The organism is Botrimarina hoheduenensis (assembly GCF_007859815.1).
GTDB lineage: Bacteria > Planctomycetota > Planctomycetia > Pirellulales > Lacipirellulaceae > Botrimarina > Botrimarina hoheduenensis.
Window position 1 is genome coordinate 65,703 of record NZ_SJPH01000001.1, and the last position, 21,370, is coordinate 87,072.

12 protein-coding genes and 1 tRNA gene are annotated in these 21,370 nt (G+C 63.6%); 9 read left to right on the plus strand and 4 right to left on the minus strand.

Annotated elements, in window-relative coordinates:
• Window positions 1-209: 209 nt before the first annotated feature.
• The 3 genes from Pla111_RS00275 (at window position 210) to Pla111_RS00285 (ending at window position 4,245) form a co-directional block, all read left to right on the plus strand.
• Window positions 210-1,940: an FAD-dependent oxidoreductase gene (locus tag Pla111_RS00275; RefSeq protein ID WP_146570276.1), complete on the plus strand. Its 1,731-nt coding sequence runs from the start codon at window positions 210-212 to the stop codon at window positions 1,938-1,940.
• 205 nt (window positions 1,941-2,145) lie between these two features.
• Window positions 2,146-3,138 carry a sugar phosphate isomerase/epimerase family protein gene (locus Pla111_RS00280; protein WP_231930504.1) on the plus strand — a complete coding sequence of 331 codons (993 nt, stop codon included), beginning with the start codon at window positions 2,146-2,148 and terminating at the stop codon, window positions 3,136-3,138.
• A 33-nt stretch (window positions 3,139-3,171) separates the two neighbouring features.
• The gene (locus Pla111_RS00285; RefSeq protein WP_146570277.1) at window positions 3,172-4,245 is read left to right on the plus strand and encodes a Gfo/Idh/MocA family protein; all 1,074 of its coding nucleotides are present in this window, start codon (window positions 3,172-3,174) and stop codon (window positions 4,243-4,245) included.
• A 1-nt stretch (window position 4,246) separates the two neighbouring features.
• Here Pla111_RS00285 and Pla111_RS00290 read toward each other — a convergent pair whose 3' ends face one another.
• Entirely contained in the window at window positions 4,247-5,953 is a 1,707-nt protein-coding gene (locus Pla111_RS00290; RefSeq protein WP_146570279.1) for a divalent metal cation transporter, read from the minus strand.
• Between the two features lie 249 nt (window positions 5,954-6,202).
• On the opposite strand from Pla111_RS00290, the gene Pla111_RS00295 reads away from it, so the two are divergent.
• On the plus strand, window positions 6,203-7,045 hold the full coding sequence (locus tag Pla111_RS00295; protein ID WP_315851480.1) for a sugar phosphate isomerase/epimerase family protein: 843 nt from the start codon (window positions 6,203-6,205) through the stop codon (window positions 7,043-7,045).
• A 161-nt stretch (window positions 7,046-7,206) separates the two neighbouring features.
• Here the strand turns inward: Pla111_RS00295 and Pla111_RS00300 are convergent, their stop codons facing one another.
• Window positions 7,207-7,635 carry a helix-turn-helix transcriptional regulator gene (locus tag Pla111_RS00300; protein WP_231930506.1) on the minus strand — a complete coding sequence of 143 codons (429 nt, stop codon included), beginning with the start codon at window positions 7,633-7,635 and terminating at the stop codon, window positions 7,207-7,209.
• 211 nt (window positions 7,636-7,846) lie between these two features.
• On the opposite strand from Pla111_RS00300, the gene Pla111_RS00305 reads away from it, so the two are divergent.
• From Pla111_RS00305 to Pla111_RS00315, 3 genes are all read left to right on the plus strand, one after another.
• Window positions 7,847-9,442, plus strand: a complete 1,596-nt coding sequence (locus Pla111_RS00305) for a proton-conducting transporter transmembrane domain-containing protein (RefSeq protein ID WP_146570281.1) — start codon at window positions 7,847-7,849, stop codon at window positions 9,440-9,442.
• 40 nt (window positions 9,443-9,482) lie between these two features.
• The gene (locus Pla111_RS00310) at window positions 9,483-12,074 is read left to right on the plus strand and encodes a DUF2309 domain-containing protein (RefSeq protein WP_197524628.1); all 2,592 of its coding nucleotides are present in this window, start codon (window positions 9,483-9,485) and stop codon (window positions 12,072-12,074) included.
• A gap of 98 nt (window positions 12,075-12,172) precedes the next feature.
• Window positions 12,173-12,245, plus strand: a tRNA-Arg gene (locus Pla111_RS00315).
• A gap of 197 nt (window positions 12,246-12,442) precedes the next feature.
• Here the strand turns inward: Pla111_RS00315 and tkt are convergent.
• Window positions 12,443-14,485 carry a transketolase gene (gene tkt, locus Pla111_RS00320; RefSeq protein WP_146570285.1) on the minus strand — a complete coding sequence of 681 codons (2,043 nt, stop codon included), beginning with the start codon at window positions 14,483-14,485 and terminating at the stop codon, window positions 12,443-12,445.
• Window positions 14,486-14,786: 301 nt separating this feature from the next.
• The gene (locus Pla111_RS00325; protein WP_231930511.1) at window positions 14,787-17,015 is read right to left on the minus strand and encodes a S9 family peptidase; all 2,229 of its coding nucleotides are present in this window, start codon (window positions 17,013-17,015) and stop codon (window positions 14,787-14,789) included.
• A gap of 429 nt (window positions 17,016-17,444) precedes the next feature.
• On the opposite strand from Pla111_RS00325, the gene Pla111_RS00330 reads away from it, so the two are divergent.
• Both Pla111_RS00330 and Pla111_RS00335 read left to right on the plus strand, forming a co-directional pair.
• Window positions 17,445-20,012 carry a ComEC/Rec2 family competence protein gene (locus tag Pla111_RS00330; RefSeq protein ID WP_146570289.1) on the plus strand — a complete coding sequence of 856 codons (2,568 nt, stop codon included), beginning with the start codon at window positions 17,445-17,447 and terminating at the stop codon, window positions 20,010-20,012.
• 322 nt (window positions 20,013-20,334) lie between these two features.
• Window positions 20,335-21,330, plus strand: coding sequence for an acyl-CoA desaturase (locus Pla111_RS00335; protein ID WP_146570291.1), 996 nt, complete (start codon window positions 20,335-20,337; stop codon window positions 21,328-21,330).
• The last annotated feature ends 40 nt before the right edge of the window (window positions 21,331-21,370 follow it).

A 21,370-nucleotide genomic window follows, 5' to 3' on the forward strand; every position in this document is an offset into this window, starting at 1 on the left:
CGCCGTCGGCCCTACAGCAGGCGACTCCCTCGGAAATCTCTTGATACCCGAGAGGTACACCTCTTTTGGCGCTAGTGGCTTGAGCTACGAAATCAAAGAAGGAGATAACTCTCCGATCGACATTGAGCTTACCAAGCAACCCCAACGCAGGTGATTATTCTGGGCTGCGTTCAGCCTTCACTTCTTTTTTCCAGTCTGCCCCGCTACGAATGAATTCGCGACTACTCAAGAGTGTCATCACAGCAGTAGCTATTTCATTCTCAACGGTGGGCTTCGGCGGGGAGAAGAACGACGCTGCTCAGCACTACGATGTTGTCATCGCCGGGGGCTCGACGGCGGCGCTTGCCGCCGCCTTTGCGGCCGCCGAGGAAGGGGCTTCGGTCGTCCTCCTCGAACCCACCGACTGGATCGGTGGGCAACTCACCTCTTCGGCCGTTCCGGCCGTCGATGAAGCGTGGCACAAGATCCATGCCGACGGCAGCGGACACGGCAGCAGCGACCCGGGCGACGTGCTGCTGAATGTTGCGGCGGTGGCGCGCGACCCGCGCAACATGACCCCCTTCTTTCGCGACGCCCTGCTCGCCACCGGCAACCCCGGCCGCGGCTGGGTCAGCCGCTTCTGCTTCGAGCCCCGCCCGTTCATGGAGCGGTTTCTGCTGCCACGCGAACGCGAGCTGGCCGATCGGCTCACCGTGCTCCGCGACACGGTCGTCAAACGCGTCGAGACCAAGGGGAATCGCATCACCGCGATTGTCGCCATTGAGCGCACGCCGCGCGCGGGCGTCGCCCACGGAGGCTACGATCAACTCCCTTCGGCGGACCTGGCCGACTGGTACGCGGCGGAAGATTCCGAGCGGTTTACCAAGACGGTGCATCGATTCACCGGCGCGCTGTTTATCGACGCCACGGAGTGGGGCGAGGTGCTGGCGCTTACCGACGCGCCAATGCTGCAAGGGGTCGAGACGGTCGATGGCGAAATCGATGGCGACGACACCTGCGGGCAATCGACAACGTTCGACTTCGTACAGCGCTTCCTCGCCGAGCCGACAACCGACCACCCTGCCCCGCCGCTGGAGAATGGCAAGCCGGTCGGCAATTTGGGTTACGGCGCCTATCGCGATAAGGCCGACGCCTGGGCCCGCATCTGGACCTATCGCCGCATCAAGGGCAGCGCCGCGGCGCCCTCGATCGGCGATCTCTGTCTGCAGAACTGGGGCTACGACATCCGCAGCGCTGAAGGGGGAAACGATTATCCCTTCGGCTATCTGTTCCTATCGCGCGCGCTGACGTCGGCGCAGCGCGACGATTGGCGGGGAGGCATCGATCTGCTAGTGATGGCCGCCGCTGAGCGCCGCGCCCTGGCTTGGCACGAATGGTTTCGTCACGCGGCCCCGCAAGGGATCGACCCCGATCAGATTCAACTTGACGGCAGTGTGCTGGGCACCGGCCACGGCATCGCCAAGCTTCCCTACATCCGCGACACGCGGCGTTCGATCGGCGTGGGCGGATTCTTGCTGAAGTTTGAGGACCTGATCGCGCCGATTGAAGAGGGCAAACTGCCCCGCCGTACCGGTACCGAGTTCCCTGACCGCATTGCGCTGGGCGCCTACCCGGCCGACATCCACCCACTGGTCGGTTGCGAGTATCCAGATCATGTGCACGTGAATCATCCAACGATGCCCTTCTACATTCCGCTCCGCGCGCTGACGAACGAGGGCTACACGAACCTGATGGTGGCGGGCAAAACGATGGCTCAGACGTTCGTCGCCAACTCCGCGACACGGCTGCACCCCATCGAGTGGTCCAGCGGGACAGCGGCGGGTGTGATCGCCGCCGATCTGGCCGCTTCGGGATCGACCACCGCCGCTGCGTGCGACGATTACGAGCGGCTGCGGAAAAAGGTCGCCAAGCACACGCCGGTTGACTGGGTTATCGACTGAGCGATCGGCCCTACGGCTGCCAGACAGCCGATTCTCTCGAATCGCGGCGAAGTTCCCCGGTTTTGCGGCTAATTTTAGCCTCGACAGGTGGAGTAAGGGCGTACGCTCGACACTCGGGACGCTGCGGGCGACACTATTGCGGGGATGCGTGCAAACGCGTGATAGGGCCCCTTTGTCTGTCGATCATCCGAGCTAGAGGCTTGCTGTGTCGTTGTCGGTTGAACTGAGCGGTTTCGCGGACGAAACCTCTCAAACCAAGGCCGCCCCCGAACAATTCGCGGCGATGGCCGCGTTGGGGTTCCGCCGCTACACGCTCCGCTTCATCGATTTGGGCAGCGGCGTGAAGAACGCCATGGACCTGACCAAAGCCGAGCTAAAAGAGCTGCTGAAGCTGCAGACGCGATTTGGCCTGAGCGTCGCAACGCTCGGCTCGCCGATCGGCAAGGTGAAACTGCTCGATAAAGACGATGGCTCGGGCAACCGCTATGTCCCTTTCCAGCAGTACCTAAAGAAGGACGTCGCCAAGGCCTGCGACCTGGCCGAGACCCTCGGCACGCGCCTCGTGCGGGGCTTTTCGTTCTATCATCCCAAAGGGACCGACCCCGCCGAGCATCTGCCGCAAGCGGTCGATCAGCTCGGTGCCATTGCCGAGGCGTGCGCTGCCCGTGGGCAGGTGTTCGGCCTTGAGGTCGAGGCGAACCTGGTCGGCCAAAGCGGTCCGCTGCTGCGGGAGATTCACAAGCGGGTAAACCATCCGGCGATGGTGCTGATCTTCGACGCGGGCAACCTGCTCACCCAGGGTTACTCGCCGGACGAGTCCTTCGAGCAGTACGAAGCGATGCGAGCCGGCCTGGGCTGGATCCACATCAAGGATTACCGACCGATCAAAACCACCACGCGTGGCGGGCACATCGACGAAGACGCGTTGAGCGATTATCAGCCGGTCTCAACCGGCAGCGGCGTCTACGAGCGGGTCTTAAGAGACCTCTTGGAGACCGGCCCCGCGATCGAGCGGCGGCTCAAAAAGCTGGGCCTCCCGGGCTTGCTGCTCGACCTGGAACCGCACGTCCGCGGCGGCGGCCAGTTTGGCGGCTACAGTGGCCCCGACGGCATGGGGGTCGCCCTGCGGGGTTTGTGCGCGATGCTCGACTATCTGGGCGTTGGCTACGACCTCCGCGGCCGTGCCGACCTCGTCTGATCAATCAACTCTCACGTCTTGGTTCGGAGCAGCATGAAGAAGCAGTACCGTATCGGCATTGTGGGCGTCGGTGCCATCGCCGGCATCCACGCCCGCGCCATCCGTGACATAGACGGTGCCGAAATGGTGGCGTTTTGCAACGGCGTGGAACCCCGCATCAGCGAGTTCCAAAGCGAATACGGCGGCGAGTATTACGACGACTACCATGCGATGATCGCCCGTGCAGATCTCGACGTGGTGACCATCTGCACGCCCAGCGGTGCCCACCTGGAGCCCGCCATGGCCGCGCTTGCAGCGGACGTCAGCGTGCTGTGCGAGAAGCCGCTCGAGATCGATCTGCAGCGCGCGGGCCAGATGCTAGACGCCGCCCGGGCATCGGCGGGCCGACTAGGGAGCATTTTTCCGCAGCGGTTCAACCCGGTAGTGCAAGCCGCCCATGAGGCCGCCAAGGCGGGCCGACTGGGCACGCTGGCAATGGCCGCCGCTTACGTCCCCTGGTGGCGGGATGACGCCTACTATGGCCCCAACCGCTGGCAAGGCACGAAGAAGCTGGACGGCGGGGGGGCCCTGATCAACCAGTCGATCCATGCGGTGGACGCCATGCAGTGGCTCGCCGAGGCGGCCGGTGCCGGTCCGGCGGTTGAGGTTTCAGCCTACACCAACATGCTGTGCCACAACCCCGAGCACATTGAGGTTGAAGACTGCTGCGCGGCGTCCGTTCGCTTCGAAAGTGGTGCCCTGGGGGTCATCCTGGCCTCGACCGCCATGTGGCCCGGCGGCGCGGTGCGGTTCCATGTGGGCGGGCGCGACGGCTCGATCGAGGTCCATGAAGACGAGCTCGTGACGTGGCGGTTCCGCGACGAAACGGCCGAAGACGAAACGACCCGCGAGCGCTTCGGCGGAGCGACCAGCGCCGGTGGCGCAGCCGACCCCATGGCGATCGACTACTCGAAACACACCCGCAATATCGAAGACTTTCTGCACGCGCTCGACGAAGATCGACCCTCGCTGGTCGAGCCGGAAGAAGCCTGGAAGTCGCTCGCCATCATCCGTGCGGTTTACGACGCGGCCGAGAGCGGCAAGCCGACACGGGTTGTCTACCGCTGAATCATGCCGTCGTGCTGGTTGGTTTGCGCCGCATGAGCAGCGCGGCGGCGATGAAGGCCCCGGCGGCGGCGAAGCCGTACCAGCCCGCTTTGCTGTAGATGCTGGTGCAAGCGCCCACGGTGGCCAGCAGCAGGGCGAGGCCCAGGATGGCGTTCACCACCACGCGCGAAACTCCTGAGAGGGCGGCGTCTCCGAGCACCCGACGGCTGTTGATCAGCATCAGGAACGTCACATAAGCGATCGGCAACAAGACCATGCCAAACACGCTGGTCGGCACCGCTAGCCAGAACATCGCCTTCTGCCAAACGAACGGGGCAATCGCACCAAACACCAGCGGGAGCAGCGAACCCAAGAAGTGGATCATCCCCCGATGCGGCGCACCGAATACCTCGCACACGACGTAGCCGTTGATCAGCATCAGCACAACGATAGTCGAGAGCGCCATCGACACTACGCCGATGCCGAACACGAGCTGCGCTACCTGGGCCCCCACGAGCGGCTCGAGGGCGTTGGCTAGGTCGTCCGCGTCACGCTGAACGAGTGTGGCGGCCATCTGCTTATCGGCGAGCGGCAACGCTGCCCGCTGAGCGATGAGCTCCGCGCCGGCGTCAGCCCATTTATTCAGTTGCTCGGCACCGTGCTCCCACGCGAGCCGTTTATCGAGCAAGCCCAGGTATTCGCCTGCCGACTTGCCGCTCGCCACCGCCGCGGCGGCCACGGGTGTGGGCTCTGCCGCGACAAGCGCTTCGTTGTACTTGCCGTGGAACTGGGCCGACGCCGCCATAACGACGCACGCCGTGGCGATCAAGAACGGCACGAACAGCCCGATCGACAGGTCAAACAGCGCCAGCCCGCGGAACGGCCGGTCCCAGCCGCGATCGAGCAGCGAGTTGGGTAGCAGGAAGGTCATGTTGATTCCCACGGCCGTAGCCGCGGCTGTCAGGATCACATCCTGGCGGCTGGCAAGGATCAGCTTGCTCCATAAGCCTTCACCGGCGGCCCCGGTGGCGGCGATCCCCTCGCGGAAGACTGCCGGCACGCCGCTCAATGACTCCCAATCGGGCACAAAGCCCCGCCACACGGCGGGCCAATCGATCCCCCCTTCAACCCCGGTGAGCTTAACCACCACACCGATGAAGCACAGGACAATGATGCCCACCAGGAGCTTGAGAATGTTCTCAAAGATCTTCATCCCGCGCCCGCCACGCTCGTACGAGATGATGGTCGCGAGCGCCACGACTGCCAGGATCGCGACCGCGAACACCTTACCGGTGGGCGTTTCGCCAAGCATTTCGGGCGCTAGGTTTTGGGTGATGGCGGCGGTGCCCAGGCCGAACTGGGGCAAGCACCACACGACATTCGCCATGAGCGTCGCGATCGCCCACCCCCAGCCCAGAACGGGGTTCACCTCTTCGGTCACCAATCGGAACGGGCGACGCCCAGTCGAGAGCGTCACATAGGCGATCGCCCCGAGCATCGCGACGCCCATGAGCATCGCCACAGGCTGGAGCCACATCAGGCCGTAGCCCGAGAGCACGCCCAGATACAAGCCACCGGCGAGCGAGCCCCCTCCTAGCGTGATCGCGCTTTGCAGCCAGCCCGGGCCCGAAAGCCGCAGATAGGCCCCCGCCTTGGCCGCGGGGCCTTTGTCGGCCACGCCTTGGAGTACGGCACGGTCGTGAGCCAGTCGGTCGTTGGTTTCCGCCATAAGATTCGCTACTGATCGCAAGAGAGTTTATGACAAGGCGTTCCAGCCAAGCCGGAGCGAGTTGGTAAGCTAAACGGGCCGAGTGCTGACGCCAAGAGACAGCTCTCTTAAGCTGCTAATCCCGGGAAGCTGCGACACCGTCTTTCAGCGGGACACAACTTGACCGCGCTGCAGTGACTCCTCTTTCTCCGCGGCAGAGCCGATCAATTAGCCACAAAACCGAAAAAGACGGGGGGAATGACGTTGGGAATGAAGCTCGCCATCTGTAACGAAACCTTTATCGACCACGATCTGGCCAGCGGTTTTCGCCTGGCGGCAGAGATCGGCTACACGGGGATCGAGATCGCCCCGTTCACGCTCGGCGAAGGGCCCAATATTTCCGCCCAGCCGCTGGCCGACGTGCGTCAGCTGTCCGCGGAGCGTCGTGCCAAGATCCGCGCTGCTGCGGATGACGCCGACCTGGAAGTGGTCGGCCTGCACTGGCTGCTGGCGAAGACAGCCGGCTTTTACCTCACCAGCCCCGATCCCGCGGTCCGCCGCGTGACGAGCGAATACTTTGTCGCGCTCGCCGAGCTGTGCGCTGATCTGGGAGGCAAGATCCTCGTGCTTGGTTCTCCGCAGCAACGCAATCTGTTGCCCGGCGTGCCCTACGAGGCGGCCGAAGCGTATGCGGCCGAGGTGATCCGCGCCGCGGTGCCAACGATGGAAGCCCGCGGAGTCACCCTAGCGCTCGAACCACTCGGCCCGGCTGAGGGAGACTTCATGACAACCGCGGCGGCGGGCAGGGCGCTGGCGGAACGGGTCGGTTCGCCGGCCTGTCGGCTCCACCTCGACGTGAAAGCGATGGCGAGCGAGCCGACTCCCATCCCGCAGATTATCCGGGAGAGCGCCGCCACGGTCGCGCATTTTCACGCCAACGACCCCAACCTGCTCGGTCCCGATATGGGCGACGTGCCGATCCGACCGGCGCTCGAAGCGCTCCGCGCGATCGACTACCGGGGCTGGGTCTCGGTTGAAGTGTTTCGGTACGAACCAAGCGGCGAAGCGATTGCGCGGACAAGTTTCGAGAACCTGCAAAAAGCTTTGGCGTAGCGCGACCTTCGGAGGGTGAACGGCGACTCAAACGTTGGCCTTGTCTCCCCGTGGTTCGGGACTTTCGCTCATCGCGCCCGAGGGGGCTGCGCGACGCGAGGAGCAAGCGAGCCACGCTGATTATCCGTTGCTCACGATCTCAATCGACGAGCTACCTGAGCCTACCGACAAGGATTCTGCTTGGCCCCGGGGTGATCGATGATGAGTGAAATCAGGTCGGCGATTTTGCAGTGAGACTCGATCGGGTGACGCAGATAGTTGTCGGTCTTTACCCGATAATGGTTGCGGCGACCGACCTTCTCTCGTTCGATAAAACCCTCTCGCTCGAGATCAACGATGATCTGTTGAATCGCCCGCTCGGTGATTCCTACCTTCGCGGCGATCTGCCGCAGCACGAGGTCCGGCTCGGCATTTAGCAGGATCAGCACGTGGGAATGGTTGGTCAGAAAGGTCCACCGATGGCGACCAACTGCCCCGCCCTTCAGGGGCAGAGCGGCTCGGGACGGCGGCGCTTCAGCAGTCACGCCGGCCTTCTTCTTTGCCTGTTTCTCGGCCAGAAGAGGCTTGCTTGTCGTTTTCTTCTTTGGCATCGGCTCCTCAGTTTGTCGGGGCAGACTGGGTCTGCGGCCCACCGCGGCAGTCAGGGCACCGCAGCCAGCGAATGAAGGTTTAGTTGATTCTTAACGCAGTTTACGAAAAAACGGACTCAACACCAGAAGCCCGATTGACGAAGTTTACTTCGTGCATTAATTTTCCTACGACCGCTGCGACTCGCTCCCCCCTAAGGCCCCCCCAAGTCTCATGACGACCACGCTACTCTTGGCACTGCTACTGCTGGCGTCGTTCGCCCTGTTCTTGCTGTGTGCCGCTCCCGCCCCGGCGTGCAACCGCCGCCCCAAGGTGGTCCGGACGACGGCAACGCTGCTGATCGGGTGGCTGTTTGGCTTGGCGCTGCTCGGTTTTCTGGGGCGGCTGTTGGGCTCGATCGATGCGATCGGCGAGCTGCGGTGGCCCGCGGCGGGACCGCTTGCTTGCGGTGTTTACTACGATGGCGTGTCGAGCCTCGTCTTGCTGCTAGTAAGTTTCGTGGGGCTGATCGTCTGCCGCTATTCGCTTCGCTATCTGGATGGCGACTCCCAGCAGGGGAACTACTTCCGCTGGGTCGCGGCGACGATCGGCAGCGTCTCGCTGCTGGTGCTGTCTGGCAATCTATTGATGCTTGTCGCGGCTTGGGTTTCCACGAGCCTCTCGCTCCACCACTTGCTCCTGCACTTTCCGACACGTGCTGGTGCGCAGCGAGCCGCGTGGACAAAATTTGTGATCAGCCGCGCTGGCGATCTGTTCCTCGCGGCGGCACTGATCCTTGTGTTTCGCGAATTCGGGACCTTTGACCTTTCCTTCCTATTCGCCGCCGTTTCTGCCGACACAGGCGTTTCCCCAGATCGAGCAAACGCCCTGGCGTGGATTGGCTGGTTGATTGTCTGCGGCGGAATCACCAAGTCGGCTCAGTTCCCGCTCCACAGTTGGCTGCCCGACACCCTGGAAACCCCCACCCCTGTTTCAGCCTTGATGCACGCCGGTGTCGTGAACGCGGGTGGCTATTTGATCATCCGCTTGAGCCGGCTCGTCGTTCACGCCCCCGTTTCTTTGGACCTGCTTGCCATCATCGGGACGACAACCGCGCTCTACGCAGGGATCACCATGCTCACCCAATCGAGCGTGAAAAAGAAGCTGGCGTATTCCACCGTCGCCCAAATGGGTTTCATGATGTTGCAGTGCGGACTCGGTGCCTTCTCTGCCGCGATGCTACACCTGGTTGCCCATTCTCTTTACAAGGCGTATGCGTTTCTCAACAGCGGCAATGTCCTGAAGGAAGAGCGCGCGACGCGCCTTGAAGAAGGGTCTCTCGCTAAAATAGGACCGAGCTTGGCAAAACTGCCGCTGATGGGGGCAGCCGTGGCTGTCGGCTGTGCGACAATCGCTTGGCTGATCGGTTTTGACTTGTCCGCCAAATCGGGCGGCTACGCGCTAGCCGCTGTTTTCTGTCTAGCGCTAACCACCGGCTTGTGGGAATCGTTGGCTTTCCACCGCAAAGCGGTTCAGGGTGCCGCTGCCATCGCCGCCGGAGTTGTCACGCTTCTCTACCTCGGCAGCTATCAGGCGATCGACGCGTTCGTGGGGGTGCATGTCGCTCCCGCGCCGGCTGACTCAACGGCCGTCTTCGCCGGCTGGTTCGTTGTCACCGCCTTCCTGGGGCTTGCCGCCCTGCAAGTCGCGTTGCGATCGCGGGCAAGCGGACCCTGGCATGAAGCCCTGTACGTACACGCCTGGAACGGGTTCTACGCCGACGCCGCGCTCACGCACTTCTTCGCGCTATTCACCAGTAAGAAGAAGTAGAACGGTCAATGTAAATCAACCATCTAAAGCGATGACCACGATGCCTACGACAGATCTAGTAGACGCACACGAATCGGCAACGCAGGTAGCCACATCCGGCGGCACCAGCCAACTGGCGGCAGAAGCATGCCGTGCCGTAGCGGCGACGATCGCGCCGGTTTGGCCGCTCGCCGACTATGTCGCGGTCAACCCGTACCTTGGTCTGACCGCTAAAAGCTTCGTCGAAGCTCGTGAGTACCTGCGAGAGTTCTCGGATTGCGAACTCTTGATGCCGGTCGAGTACTACCGGCAGCGGTTTCAGGAGAAACAATTCAGCCTGGACGAGGTTGAGTCAGCAATCCATGAGCTCGCCACGAACGGCGTCGCGGGTGCCGATATCTTGACCCGCGCGCTGCTGGAGCAAGTCCTCATCGGCCCGGCGCTCGATCAGGGCAGTACCGACGGGCCGAAGGCCGAGGCACCGACCCGCATCCGATCGATTTCCGCGGACTACGACTTGCACGCCGGCACCGATTGGACCGCAAAAATTAATGAGGAAATCGGTAAGCACTGCGCTGCCCACTACGACCGGGGCCAGGCAATCTGGCGAAGCCCCTGGCAAGACTTGCCGCTCTACGCGGCTTGGCGATCCGCGATGCGATACGATCGGCGTCTGCAAGTGCTTGGGCTCGGCGGGGTGGGCCCTCTTGCAGAAAGTCTTCCGAGCGAGCCCGAGGCCGCGATCGCCCAGCTGCTGCTGGCTTCTGGTTTACCGCACCCGACTTGGCAAGCGTATCTCCTCAGTTTGGCGTACGAACTGCCCGGTTGGAGCGCGTGGACCCAGTATCAAGCAGCCTGGCTCGAGGGCGGTGAAGCACGCGTTGGCGACGCACAGGGCGACGACCTTCTCGGGCTGCTCGCCATACGGCTCGCATACGATGCCGCGCTGGCGAAGCAACACGCTTACACCATGGACGTTAGCGCAGCCTACGCAACGCCATCACCGGACACCGATACGGACGGGTTAGCTCACGAAACGACGAACGAAGTGCTCGTACGACACGTCTTGCTGCGCGCCAATGAACTCGGCTATCGCAACCGCATCCTGGCCCAGCTGTCGGCGTCGGTGCGGGCTACGGAACGAGCCGATCAGGCAGAGCTATCCACCGAGAGCGCCCCTACCGGAACCCCGAAACTCGCTCAAATGGCGTTTTGTATCGACGTGCGTTCCGAACGGATCCGGCGTCATCTCGAGGCGGCTAACTCCCCGATCGAAACGATCGGCTTCGCCGGTTTCTTCGGCATGCCCTTCGCTTACCAGCGACTGGGTGAAGCGGCCTCAACCAACCAATTGCCCGTTCTCGTCGCCCCGCAGTTCAAGGTTGAGGAGAAAGTCCGGGCAGCGTCAGCCGTTCAGCAGGGGGTGATGGTCGATCAGCGAGACTTCGTACGAACCCTCCGAAAAGGCTGGAAGCGATTCCAAACCGCCGCCACCAGTGCCTTCGCGTTTGTCGAAGCCACCGGCATGCTCTTCGGACTGAAGCTACTCAAACGGGTCTTCTTGAGCGGGCTCGGTTCGTTCGAATCGCGGGGCGATGGTGTGCCCGCTGCGCAGCAAAGCCGGTTGGGCCCCGACCTCGAGGCCCTACCGTCGCACGGATTGACGATCACTCGACAGGCTGATTTGGCGGCTTCGCTGCTGGCCGGCATGGGGCTTTGTCACGATTTTGCGCGGCTCGTGGTCTTCTGTGGCCACGGCAGCCAGACCGAGAACAATCCCCTTGAAGCGGGTCTCGACTGCGGGGCATGTGGTGGCCATTCGGGCGAACCCAACGCGCGGCTCGCCGCACAATTGCTGAATCGCTCTGAAGTAAGGGCCGAACTGCTCACCAGGGGAATTGAACTGCCGCCACACGTTCACTTCCTGGCAGGCCTGCACAATACAACGACCGACGAAATCCGCTTCTTTGATGGGGATCTCGTCCCGGCGACGCACCTGGCCGACGTAGAAGAACTTCGCCTGGCGGTCGCTACAGCGGCAAGCAGGACAAGGCTTGAGAGGCTCCCGCTGCTCTCGGCAGCCAAGGCCAGCGATGTCTTTCGACGGAGCTTGGACTGGTCCGAAGTGCGGCCCGAATGGGGACTTACCGGCAACGCCACGTTCATCGTCGCGCCGCGTTCTCTCACCGCCCCGATCGATCTTGCCGGGCGATCGTTTCTACACAGCTATGACCACAACACGGATCCCGACGGCAAGGTACTCGAGGCGATCCTCACCGCGCCGATGGTGGTGGGCAGCTGGATCAACCTCCAGTACTACGCTTCGACGGTCGATCCTCAGCACTTTGGGAGCGGGAGCAAGACGATCCACAACGTGGTAGGGCGCTTCGGTGCTTTCTCTGGTAACTGCGGCGACCTTATGACCGGATTGCCCTGGGAGTCGATCCACGATGGCGTCCGCTACCAGCACGACCCCGTCAGACTGCTCTCGGTTGTCGCCGCGCCCCGCGAACGGATCGCAGAGATCCTCTCCCGGCACCGCAACGTCGAGCAACTCGCTCTGAATGGTTGGATTCACCTTGTCGCGTTAGACGGCGGCAAGTTTTATGAACTCTCTGCGGGTAGATCCTGGCAAGAAGTCGAGCTTAGCTAACTTCCCACAGAACCAAGCCCCCATGGTTTGGGGGCCGCGTCGGGCGAGGCACCTACCTCGCTGCCGGGGGCGAATTACCCTATAAAATCGTGCGATACGCCCTCGTAGCTCAGGGGATAGAGCATCGGTTTCCTAAACCGTGTGTCGCAGGTTCGAATCCTGCCGGGGGCATTCCTGCCGCGAGCGCGGGTCCTGCCGCCGCGATTGACTTGTTCGTCGCGAATGACACTCAAGCGGCGATGCGTTCAGGGGGCCCGCAGCGGTTTAGAGGCGATGGGTGCCGATTGCACTAAGCCGCGATAACGTAGTGCGCACGCTCTCCAGCGAGGCTTTCACTGCCCGAAACGCTGCCGGCCGCTTTCGACGCCTTAGCCGATGAGCCCTTTGGCCGCGGCCACGACCGCTTCGGTCGTAATGCCACGGGCAGCGAAGACCTGCTCGGCGGGGCCTGACTCGCCGAAGCCGTTCATGCCGACAAAGACGCCACGATCGCCGATCCAGCGGTCCCACCCCTGCCGCACGCCCGCTTCCACCGCAACTCGCGAGGTCACGCCGGGCGGTAGCACACTGTCGCGGTAGGCCGCGTCTTGCTCGGCAAACAACTCCATGGAGGGCATGCTCACCACCCGCGTCGCGACGCCGCTCTTGGTGAGCGATTCATGCGCAGCGACCGCGAGCGACAACTCGCTGCCGGTGGCGATCAAGATCACGGTCGGCTTGCCCCCGGCGGCGTCAGCAAGCACATACCCCCCGCGCTCGGTGCCCGAGGCAGGAGCATAAACGGTGCGATCTAGCGTCGGCAGATTTTGGCGGGTCAAAATCAGTGCCGTGGGGCGATGCTGATGCTCGATAGCGATCTTCCAGGCGGAAGCCGTTTCATTGGCATCGCCCGGTCGCAAGACAATCAGTCCGGGGATCGCTCGACAGGCGGCGAGTTGCTCGACCGGTTGGTGGGTCGGTCCGTCTTCGCCCACGCCGATCGAGTCGTGCGTAAAGACGTACACCACGGGCAGATGCATGATCGAACTGAGCCGCACCGAAGGACGACAGTAGTCGCTAAAGACGAAGAACGTCGCGACGTACGGCCGAACGCCCGAGAGCGCCATGCCGTTGGCCGCGGCGGCCATGCCGTGCTCGCGGATACCGAAGTGGAAGTTGCGTCCGGCGGGCGTCGCGGCCTGAAAGTGACCGGCACCATCAAATGTGAGCAGCGTGTTGGTGCTCGGTGCCAAGTCGGCCGATCCGCCGATCAACCAGGGCAGATGCGGGGCGAGGGCGTTGAGCGTCTTGCCGCTGGAAGCCCGGGTGGCCATTCCCTTGGGATCGGCAGGGAACTCGGGCAGGCTGGCTTGCCAATCGGCGGGAAGCTTGCCGGCGAAGATCTGTTCAAGCTGCTTGGCGCGTTCGGGATGGGCTTTCTTGTAGGCGGTGAACATCGCTTGCCAAGCGGCGCTCGCCGCGGCACCCCGCTTGCCGAGCGTCGCTTGGAAGTGCTCTTTAACCCCTGCGGGCACACGAAATTTTTCGTCGGTCGGCCAGCCGTAAACCGCCTTGGTGGCGGCGATCTCTTCGTCGCCCAGCGGCGAGCCGTGCGCGCCGCTCGTACCAGCTTTCTTGGGGGCACCATAGCCGATGACGCTCTTGACGATGATCAGCGTGGGCTTCTTGTTCTCGGCTTTGAAGGCCGACAAGGCCTTGCCAAGCGCGGCTAGGTCGTTCGCGTCGTCAACCGACAGAACGGCCCACCCCAGTCCCTCGAAGCGGCGTGCGACATTCTCGCTGAAGGCGAGGTCGGTGCCGCCTTCGATCGTGATCTGATTGTCGTCGTACACCCAGCAGAGGTTCGCAAGACCTAAGTGGCCAGCGAGCGAGGCGGCTTCGCACGCTACGCCCTCCATCAGGTCGCCGTCGCTGCACTGCACATAGATGTCGTGATCGAAGAGCGTGTGTTCGGGCGTGTTGTAGTTGGCCGCCAGCCAGCGCTCAGCGATCGCCATGCCGACACTGTTGCCACACCCCTGCCCTAGCGGTCCGGTTGTTGTCTCGACGCCCACCGTGTGGCCGACCTCGGGATGCCCCGGCGTGAGGCTGCCGAGCTGCCGGAACGCTTTGAGGTCATCGAGCGATAGCGCGGGCTTTCCGTCGGGCTGCTTCACACCGGCCAGGTGCAACACCGAGTAGATCAGCATCGACGCGTGACCACACGACAACACGTAACGATCGCGATTGGGCCAATCGGGCTTGGCCGGGTCGTAACGCAGCACGTCGGCCCACAGCTTGTAGGCAATCGGGGCCAGTGCCATCGGCGTGCCCGGATGGCCCGAGTTGGCAGCCTGCACCGCGTCCATGCTCAGGGTGCGAATCGTGTCGATCGCGGTCGTGACGGTGTCGGTGGCGGTCGCTTGCGTCATCGGTCTTGAGCGGGCGAAAGGTGAAGGGCCGAAAGGGTTTACCGTGGCCCGCAGTCTAGGGGCCCGGGCTCCCAACGGTCAACGCCGCCGCCTTGCTCGATACCCAGAACGGTGTTCTCCCGGCGGACGCCGAGATCACCTCGCAAACTCTTTGGGAAGCGCTCGCTCAGTCCGATGTGCGCCGGCACAGGCGGGCGCACGTGAAGGATCTCATAGCATGCGACGCCGACAACCGGCCACTTCCAAGGAACGCTCGGCTATCAGAACGACTGCTATTCGGCCGGGCTATTGGCCTGCTGCGCTACTCTTGAGGATCGTCCCCTTCTTCGGCCTGGGGCATCTGCTTGCGCTCCGCGGGGAGCGCCGCGCTCAAGCCCGGCACGCCATCGGCTCCGGCCGGCACGTGGAGCGATGACCCCTCGAAGTCCTTGCCGATCGGTTCGTAGCGCCCGCCCAGGTGCTCCGCCAAGAAAGCCTCGGTTACCGCATTGAAGCTCGTGCGATTCTCGGGCCGAGCGAAGCCGTGTCCCTCGTCCGGATACAACGCGTAGGTAACGGGGATGTTACGCGACTGCATCGCCTCGACAATTTGATCCGCCTCTAGCTGCGTCACGCGCGGATCGTTGGCTCCCTGGCCAATCAAAAGCGGCCGCTCAATACGATCGACAAACCGTAGCGGAGAACGCTCGAGCAACGCCTCGCGTCCGGCGTCGGTTGACCAGTCGCCAACCCGGAGCTTCATGACGGGCATGAACTGGGACCAGTAGAGAGGAACGTTCTCGAGCAGCGTGACAAGGCTCGACGGTCCGACGATGTCCACCCCGCAAGCAAACACATCAGGCGTAAAGGTCAGCCCCACGAGAGTGGCGTAGCCGCCGTAGCTGCCCCCCATGATCGCAACCTTATCACGCTGCGCGATCCCCTCGTCGATCGCCCACTCAACCGCGTCGATCAAGTCGTCGTGCATCTTGCCGGCCCACTCACCGTTGCTGGCATTGATGAAGTTCTTGCCGAAGCCCGTCGAACCGCGGTAGTTCACGCTCAGAACAGCGTAGCCACGGTTAGCGAGCCACTGGTGCGTGGGGTTGTAGCCCCACCCATCGCGTGACCAAGGGCCGCCGTGAACGTCCAGCACCAGCGGAACCGGGGCATCGGGCCGGCCATCGCCCTCGGGATCCACGCTGGCCGGTAGCGTCAGGTAGCTCACCAACGGGAGTCCGTCGCGGGCGGCGATCACGGGCGTGTGCATCTTCGCTAGCGGATAGTCATCAAGGTCCTCGCGGCTCTTGAACAGAAAACGCATCGAGCGCTCGCCGGTCGCGGCACCGCTTGCGGGTCGCGTATAGATGAAAAACTGAATCGCCCCGTCGTCCAAGATGTAGGCGACTGTCCAGCGGGTATCGTCCAAGGTGCGGCCCGTTACCTGGAACTCGCCATCGCGGAAGTCCTTGAGAAACTCGATATCGGGACGGATCGCCTCGTCGAGGATCTTCCACTCGATGCGGCTGTAGGTGAACGCCACCGCTTGGATGGTGTGCTCGGTCGGATGCACGAGCAGCCCGCCAACATCAGCGCGGGCATCCTCGGCCACCAGCGACACCTCGCCGGTGTCCAGATTCTTGGCGAACAGCCCGGCGGTGTCGCGCTCGCGGCTGTCCTCGTAGTACAGGGTGCGCCCGTCCTTGCTGAAGCCGGCCGGGCCGCTGGTCATGGCGTCTTCGCTGGTGAACTCGGCCATCGGCTGCCAGTCGTCGTACCCCTCGGGGCCGGGCTCGGCGGCGGTCGGTTCGAGCCACACCTGGCCCGCCTCGGGCGTGAAATTCACCGCCAGACGAACGCGCAGGTCTTCGTCGGTCACAAAGCCGGCAACGCCGGGGTTCTGCTGCAGCAGCTCGCGGTCGCCGCTCTTGAGATCCACCCGATACAGATCGTGATACCGGGGATCGCGATCGTTGAGGCCCACGAGCAGCGTATCGGGGAAACGCTCGCTGGCTCCGGCGAGCTCGCCACGGACCCCTTCGATCGGGGTCAGATCGATCGTTTGCTTGGTCTCGACATTGGTGGCATAGACGTGCCAGTTCTCGTCGCCGTCTTTGTCCTGGGAGTAGACGATGTGCTTGCTGTTGTACGCCCAGCTGTGGCCACGGATGCCCCGTTTACGGTCGTCGGTAACCGGCTTGGCGGCAGCGGGGTCATCGGCCGGGCCGACCCAGACGTTGAGCACTCCCTCGACGGGTTGCAGGTAGCTAAGCCACTTGCCGTCGGGGCTTAGCCGGGATTGCGCCTTATCCGGATTGCCGAACAGCACTTCCCGGGGAATCAGTGGCGTAGCTTGCCGGTCGGCGGTGTCTTGCGGGGTTTCCAGCGAGTCGTGCACGGTTGGCGTGGCGGTTATCGCCTGCGCAGCCGGGCCCGGGGCGACATCGCCGCAACCAACGATCATCGAAAGCAAAACGCCAAACAGGGTCAGCTCTGCCAAAAGGTCGAAGGGGCGTGAGAGCATCGGCAAGGGTGCGAAAGCAAGCAGCATCGAGAGTCCCCTACGTCGGGAAGTGGAACGTTTGGTCGGACGGCGGCGGCTGGGTAGACGCCGACGAGGGCGAGATCGAAACACGGAAGCGTCCCTCCTTGAAGCGACACGATCCGCCGGCATCTCTTACCGAGACGCAGATCGCATGCGTTGCTGAAAGAATTAGAGCGCTCCGTCCTTGGGCGCCGCCGGTCGAGTGCTCAGACCCCTTAGAGGAGGGCAAGACGCCCGCCATTGAGGAAACAACACTCGGCCCGGAGAGGCGATGGGGGAAAGCGTAACCCAGCATCGCCACTGCTGGCTACGCCGCCAAGCTCGCCCGAGTTCGCGCAACTCACCAACCCGCCCCTACCCGCCGGACTACCCCGCGCCCGCCGAATTAGCAAGCATTGCCAGCAACGCTGTCGGTACAATGGCCCCCAGCCCGCCATGCCCGCTCGCCCCGATCCTGTCGAACAGCTCCGCAGCCGACGCGCCCGCCCCCTGTTACCAGCGGCAACGCCGCTGGTTGTTGTGGCCGGCGCGGCAGCCGGAGGCGTTTTGCTTAGTCGGCTAGGGGAGTTCTCCGACGGTGATGCGCTAGCCACGATGGCGCTCATCCCAGCCCTGCTAATCGCTTGGGCGTATTTCTGGCGGCGGAATCGGTTAAGCACCGCGGCTTGCTTGCTGATGACAGCGGTTGCGGGCGTGACGGTTCTCGGAACCGGTTTTGCTTGGCGGGCGTTTCCCCAGAACGACCTGGGCCGATATGCCCGGAGATCGCCTGAGCCCGTGGCGATCGAGGCGATCGTGCTGGCCCCGCCCACCAACTACGCGGCACCCGAACCCTCGCCATTCCGCGCGATCCCCGCTGAGCCACGGTTGGTCTTCCCTGTTCAAGTGAGTGCGCTACGCAACGGCGAAAGCTGGCAAGCGGTCGAGGGACGCTGCTTGGTTTCGGTAAGCGGAGCCGGGATTGAGCTGGAGCGGGGGCAACGCGTGCGGGTCTTCGGGCAGCTCCGTCGTCCGTCGCCGGCACTCAATCCGGGACAAGACGATGCGGCCGCCAACGCCCGCAACCAGCGCCGACTGGCAGCGGTATGGACCAACACCGCACGCAGTGTCGAGTTGCTCGACCCCACGCAACCGCGTTCGGGGGTCGGCTTGCTGCTGGACCGCCTGCGGCGCTGGAGCGGCCAAACGTTTGACCGACGCCTTGGCGAAGAATCGGCCACGCTGGCCCGAGCGATGATCCTCGGCGATGGCGATCATTTATCCGGGGAACTCGTCCGGGCGTTCCGCCAAACCGGCGCGATCCATGCTTTGGTGGTGTCGGGTCTGCACGTCGGTATCGTCGCCGGCTTCGCGGCGGTGCTCGCTTGGCTACGTCTGCTCTCACGACAGCAAGCGCTGCTGTTGGGGGTCGCACTGGCGGTGAGCTATGTCATGCTGGTGGGGGGCAAACCGCCGGCGCTGCGCGCGGCGGTGGTCGGGGGGGTGCTCGCAGCGGCCGCGCTCGGACACCGCAACGCGCTCAGTTTCAACGCCCTGGCGGGAGCCGCCCTGGCGGTGCTGGCCGCTTCCCCCGGGGCATGGATGGCGACCGGCACGCACCTCAGCTTTCTCGCAGCAGCGACCCTCCTCGCGTTTTCGAGCTTGGTACGAGCCTGGAGAGAAACGCACCGCTCCTCGGCACTGCAACGCCTGATTGAACGGACACGCCCCCACCACGAGCGCTGGCTGCACCGAACGGGCGTGGCGCTAGCGCTGACTTTTGGCGCTACCGTGGCCGTGCTGATCGTCGCGGGCCCGCTGCTCGCCGAGCGTTTCCATGTGATCTCCCCGGCCGCGATTCCGCTGGCTCCGGTCATCGGCGTGACGCTCCCCACCGTGCTGCTCTCAGGGTTGTCGCTGGGTGCTTTCGCGTCGTTGGAAGGCATCGCGCCCGAACTGGTGATCGAACCCGTGATGGGTTGTCTGGCCTGGGTTTGCCAAACCGCATGCACCGCCCTGACAACCTCGGTCCGGTTTGCCGAACAGACCCCGGGGGGCTGGCTGCCGATTGCCGGGATGGGCACCGCGCGCCTGTTCTTCTGGTACGGCTGGCTCGCCGTGGCGGCGCAAGTTTGGCTTCATCAGCGTGCGTGGTGGGGGCTGACATGGCGAGCCGGGCTGGCGGGGCTCGCGTTGTCGATCAGCGGCTCCTGGCTGGCAACCCCTTCGCAAGCGCTTCGCTGCGAGGTGCTGGCCGTCGGCCACGGGGCCGCAACGCTTGTTAGCGCGCCCGGCGGGATCCACATACTGATCGACGCGGGGTCGCTCGGCGATCCGGAACTGGTCTCCCAAACGCTCGCTCGCGCGCTGTGGGCACGGGGCGTCACCAAGCTCGACGCCATCATGCTCTCCCATGCCGATGTGGACCATTACAACGGCGTGCCCGGCTTGTTGGAGTATTTCCCCGTCAGGGCTATCTGGTGCTCTTATGGCATGTTTGACGCGGTCGAGGGCCCCGACGATCCGTCGGCCCCCGCCACACTCCAACGGCTGCTTGCCACTAAGCGGATACCCGTCCGACGCCTGCAGCAAGGGGATCGGCTCCGGCTAGGTAAAAGTGGTGCCGGGCTCGTGGTGCTACACCCCACCGACTTGGGCGTTGTGGGCTCGGATAACGCCAACAGTGTGGTCCTGGGACTAGAACACCAGGGCCGCCGGGTTCTGCTTCCGGGGGATCTCGAGTCACCCGGGCTCGAGCAGCTTTTGTTGCAGGAGCCCTACCCGTGCGACGTCCTGCTCGCCCCGCATCATGGCAGCCGACGCAGCAACCCGCCGGGTTTCTCGGCTTGGTGTCGGCCCCAAACCGTGCTGATCAGCTCCGGCAGCCCGACCCCCGCCACCGCGACCGAATACCGCACCGCGGGGGCGAAAGTGCTCAATACCTTCGAGCAAGGAGCGCTCACCGTGCGTATCGAGGAAGCAATGCTGGCGATTGAGCCTTTCCACAAGGCCCCGCAGCGCTAAATCCCCTCTTTTTGCTCCCCCCAGCCCATCGGAAACAACGGCCGCTCCGCAGCTCTACGGAAAGTCCTGTTGCACGTGATTCTCCCCCCGAAGAAGGGGCGTCGGCCTAGCCACAAGCGGCCGGACCGCCTATCTTTCCACGCGTACTCGATAACCGCTGAGAAGCGGTCTCAACACTTACACCCATCAGCCGTTGCCCCTTCGGGGAATTGCATCTGAGTCCGATGCTCGGCGATGCCGAGCCAATCCTCGGACGCTCCTTGCCTCCCCCTCGCTTTCCCGGCGTGCTTGGCAACCGCCCCCATCCTATCCGGTTTCTTTCATGTCGATCATCTCTCCGCAACCTCCGCGCACCGGTTCGACCGCGAAGAAAGCTGTCGCGGCTCCCGCCCAGGAAAACGCCCAGGGCATGAGTCAACCGATGGATCCGATGAACTCGTGGGCAATGTGGCGGCGCGGTGCCGACTGGCCGACGGTCGTGTGGATCACGGTCGTCCACGCCTCGGCACTGGCGGCACCTTTTTACTTTAGCTGGCAGGGCTTTACCGCTTTCGTCCTGCTGTACATCGCAACGGGCATGTTCGGCATCTGCATGGGCTACCATCGGTTGCTAACCCACGGAAGCTTCCAGACCTATCGGCCGATCCGCTGGCTGCTGGCCTTCTTGGGCGGTCTGTCGGGCGAGGGTTCGGCGCTGACCTGGGTGGCGAATCACCGCAAGCACCACAAATTCAGCGACAAAGCGGGCGATCCGCACTCGCCGCGCCATGGCAAGTGGTGGGCCCACATTTTCTGGTTCATGCCGAATCTAGGCCAGAAGTGGCGCAAAGAGGTCCTAGAGCGCTACGCACCCGACATGATGAAAGACCGCGTGATGGTGTGGCTCGACCGCATGTTCTTGCCGTCGCAGTTTGCGATGGGGGCCGTGCTGTACGCGATCGGTTACTACGGAACCGCGCTGGGCATGGGTGGTGAGAACGCGGTTTACTACGGCTGCTCGATGTTCTTTTGGGGACTCGCCCTGCGGATGGTCTACGTCATGCACGTGACCTGGCTGATCAACTCGGCAACACACCTCTGGGGCTACCGCAACTACGAAACCACCGACGACAGCAAGAATCTGTGGTGGGTTGCGCTGCTCTCATTCGGCGAGGGTTGGCACAACAACCATCACGCCTATCAGCGTGTCGCCGCACAGGGGCACAAATGGTGGGAGCTGGATACCACCAATTGGGCGATTCTGGCGATGGAGAAGCTCGGCCTGGCCTGGAATGTGGTCCGCGTGCGGGATATTCCCGACGGAACCCGCCCCGCCTGAGGCCCTACCGAACGAAGCTGCCGCACAGCTGCCGAACTAT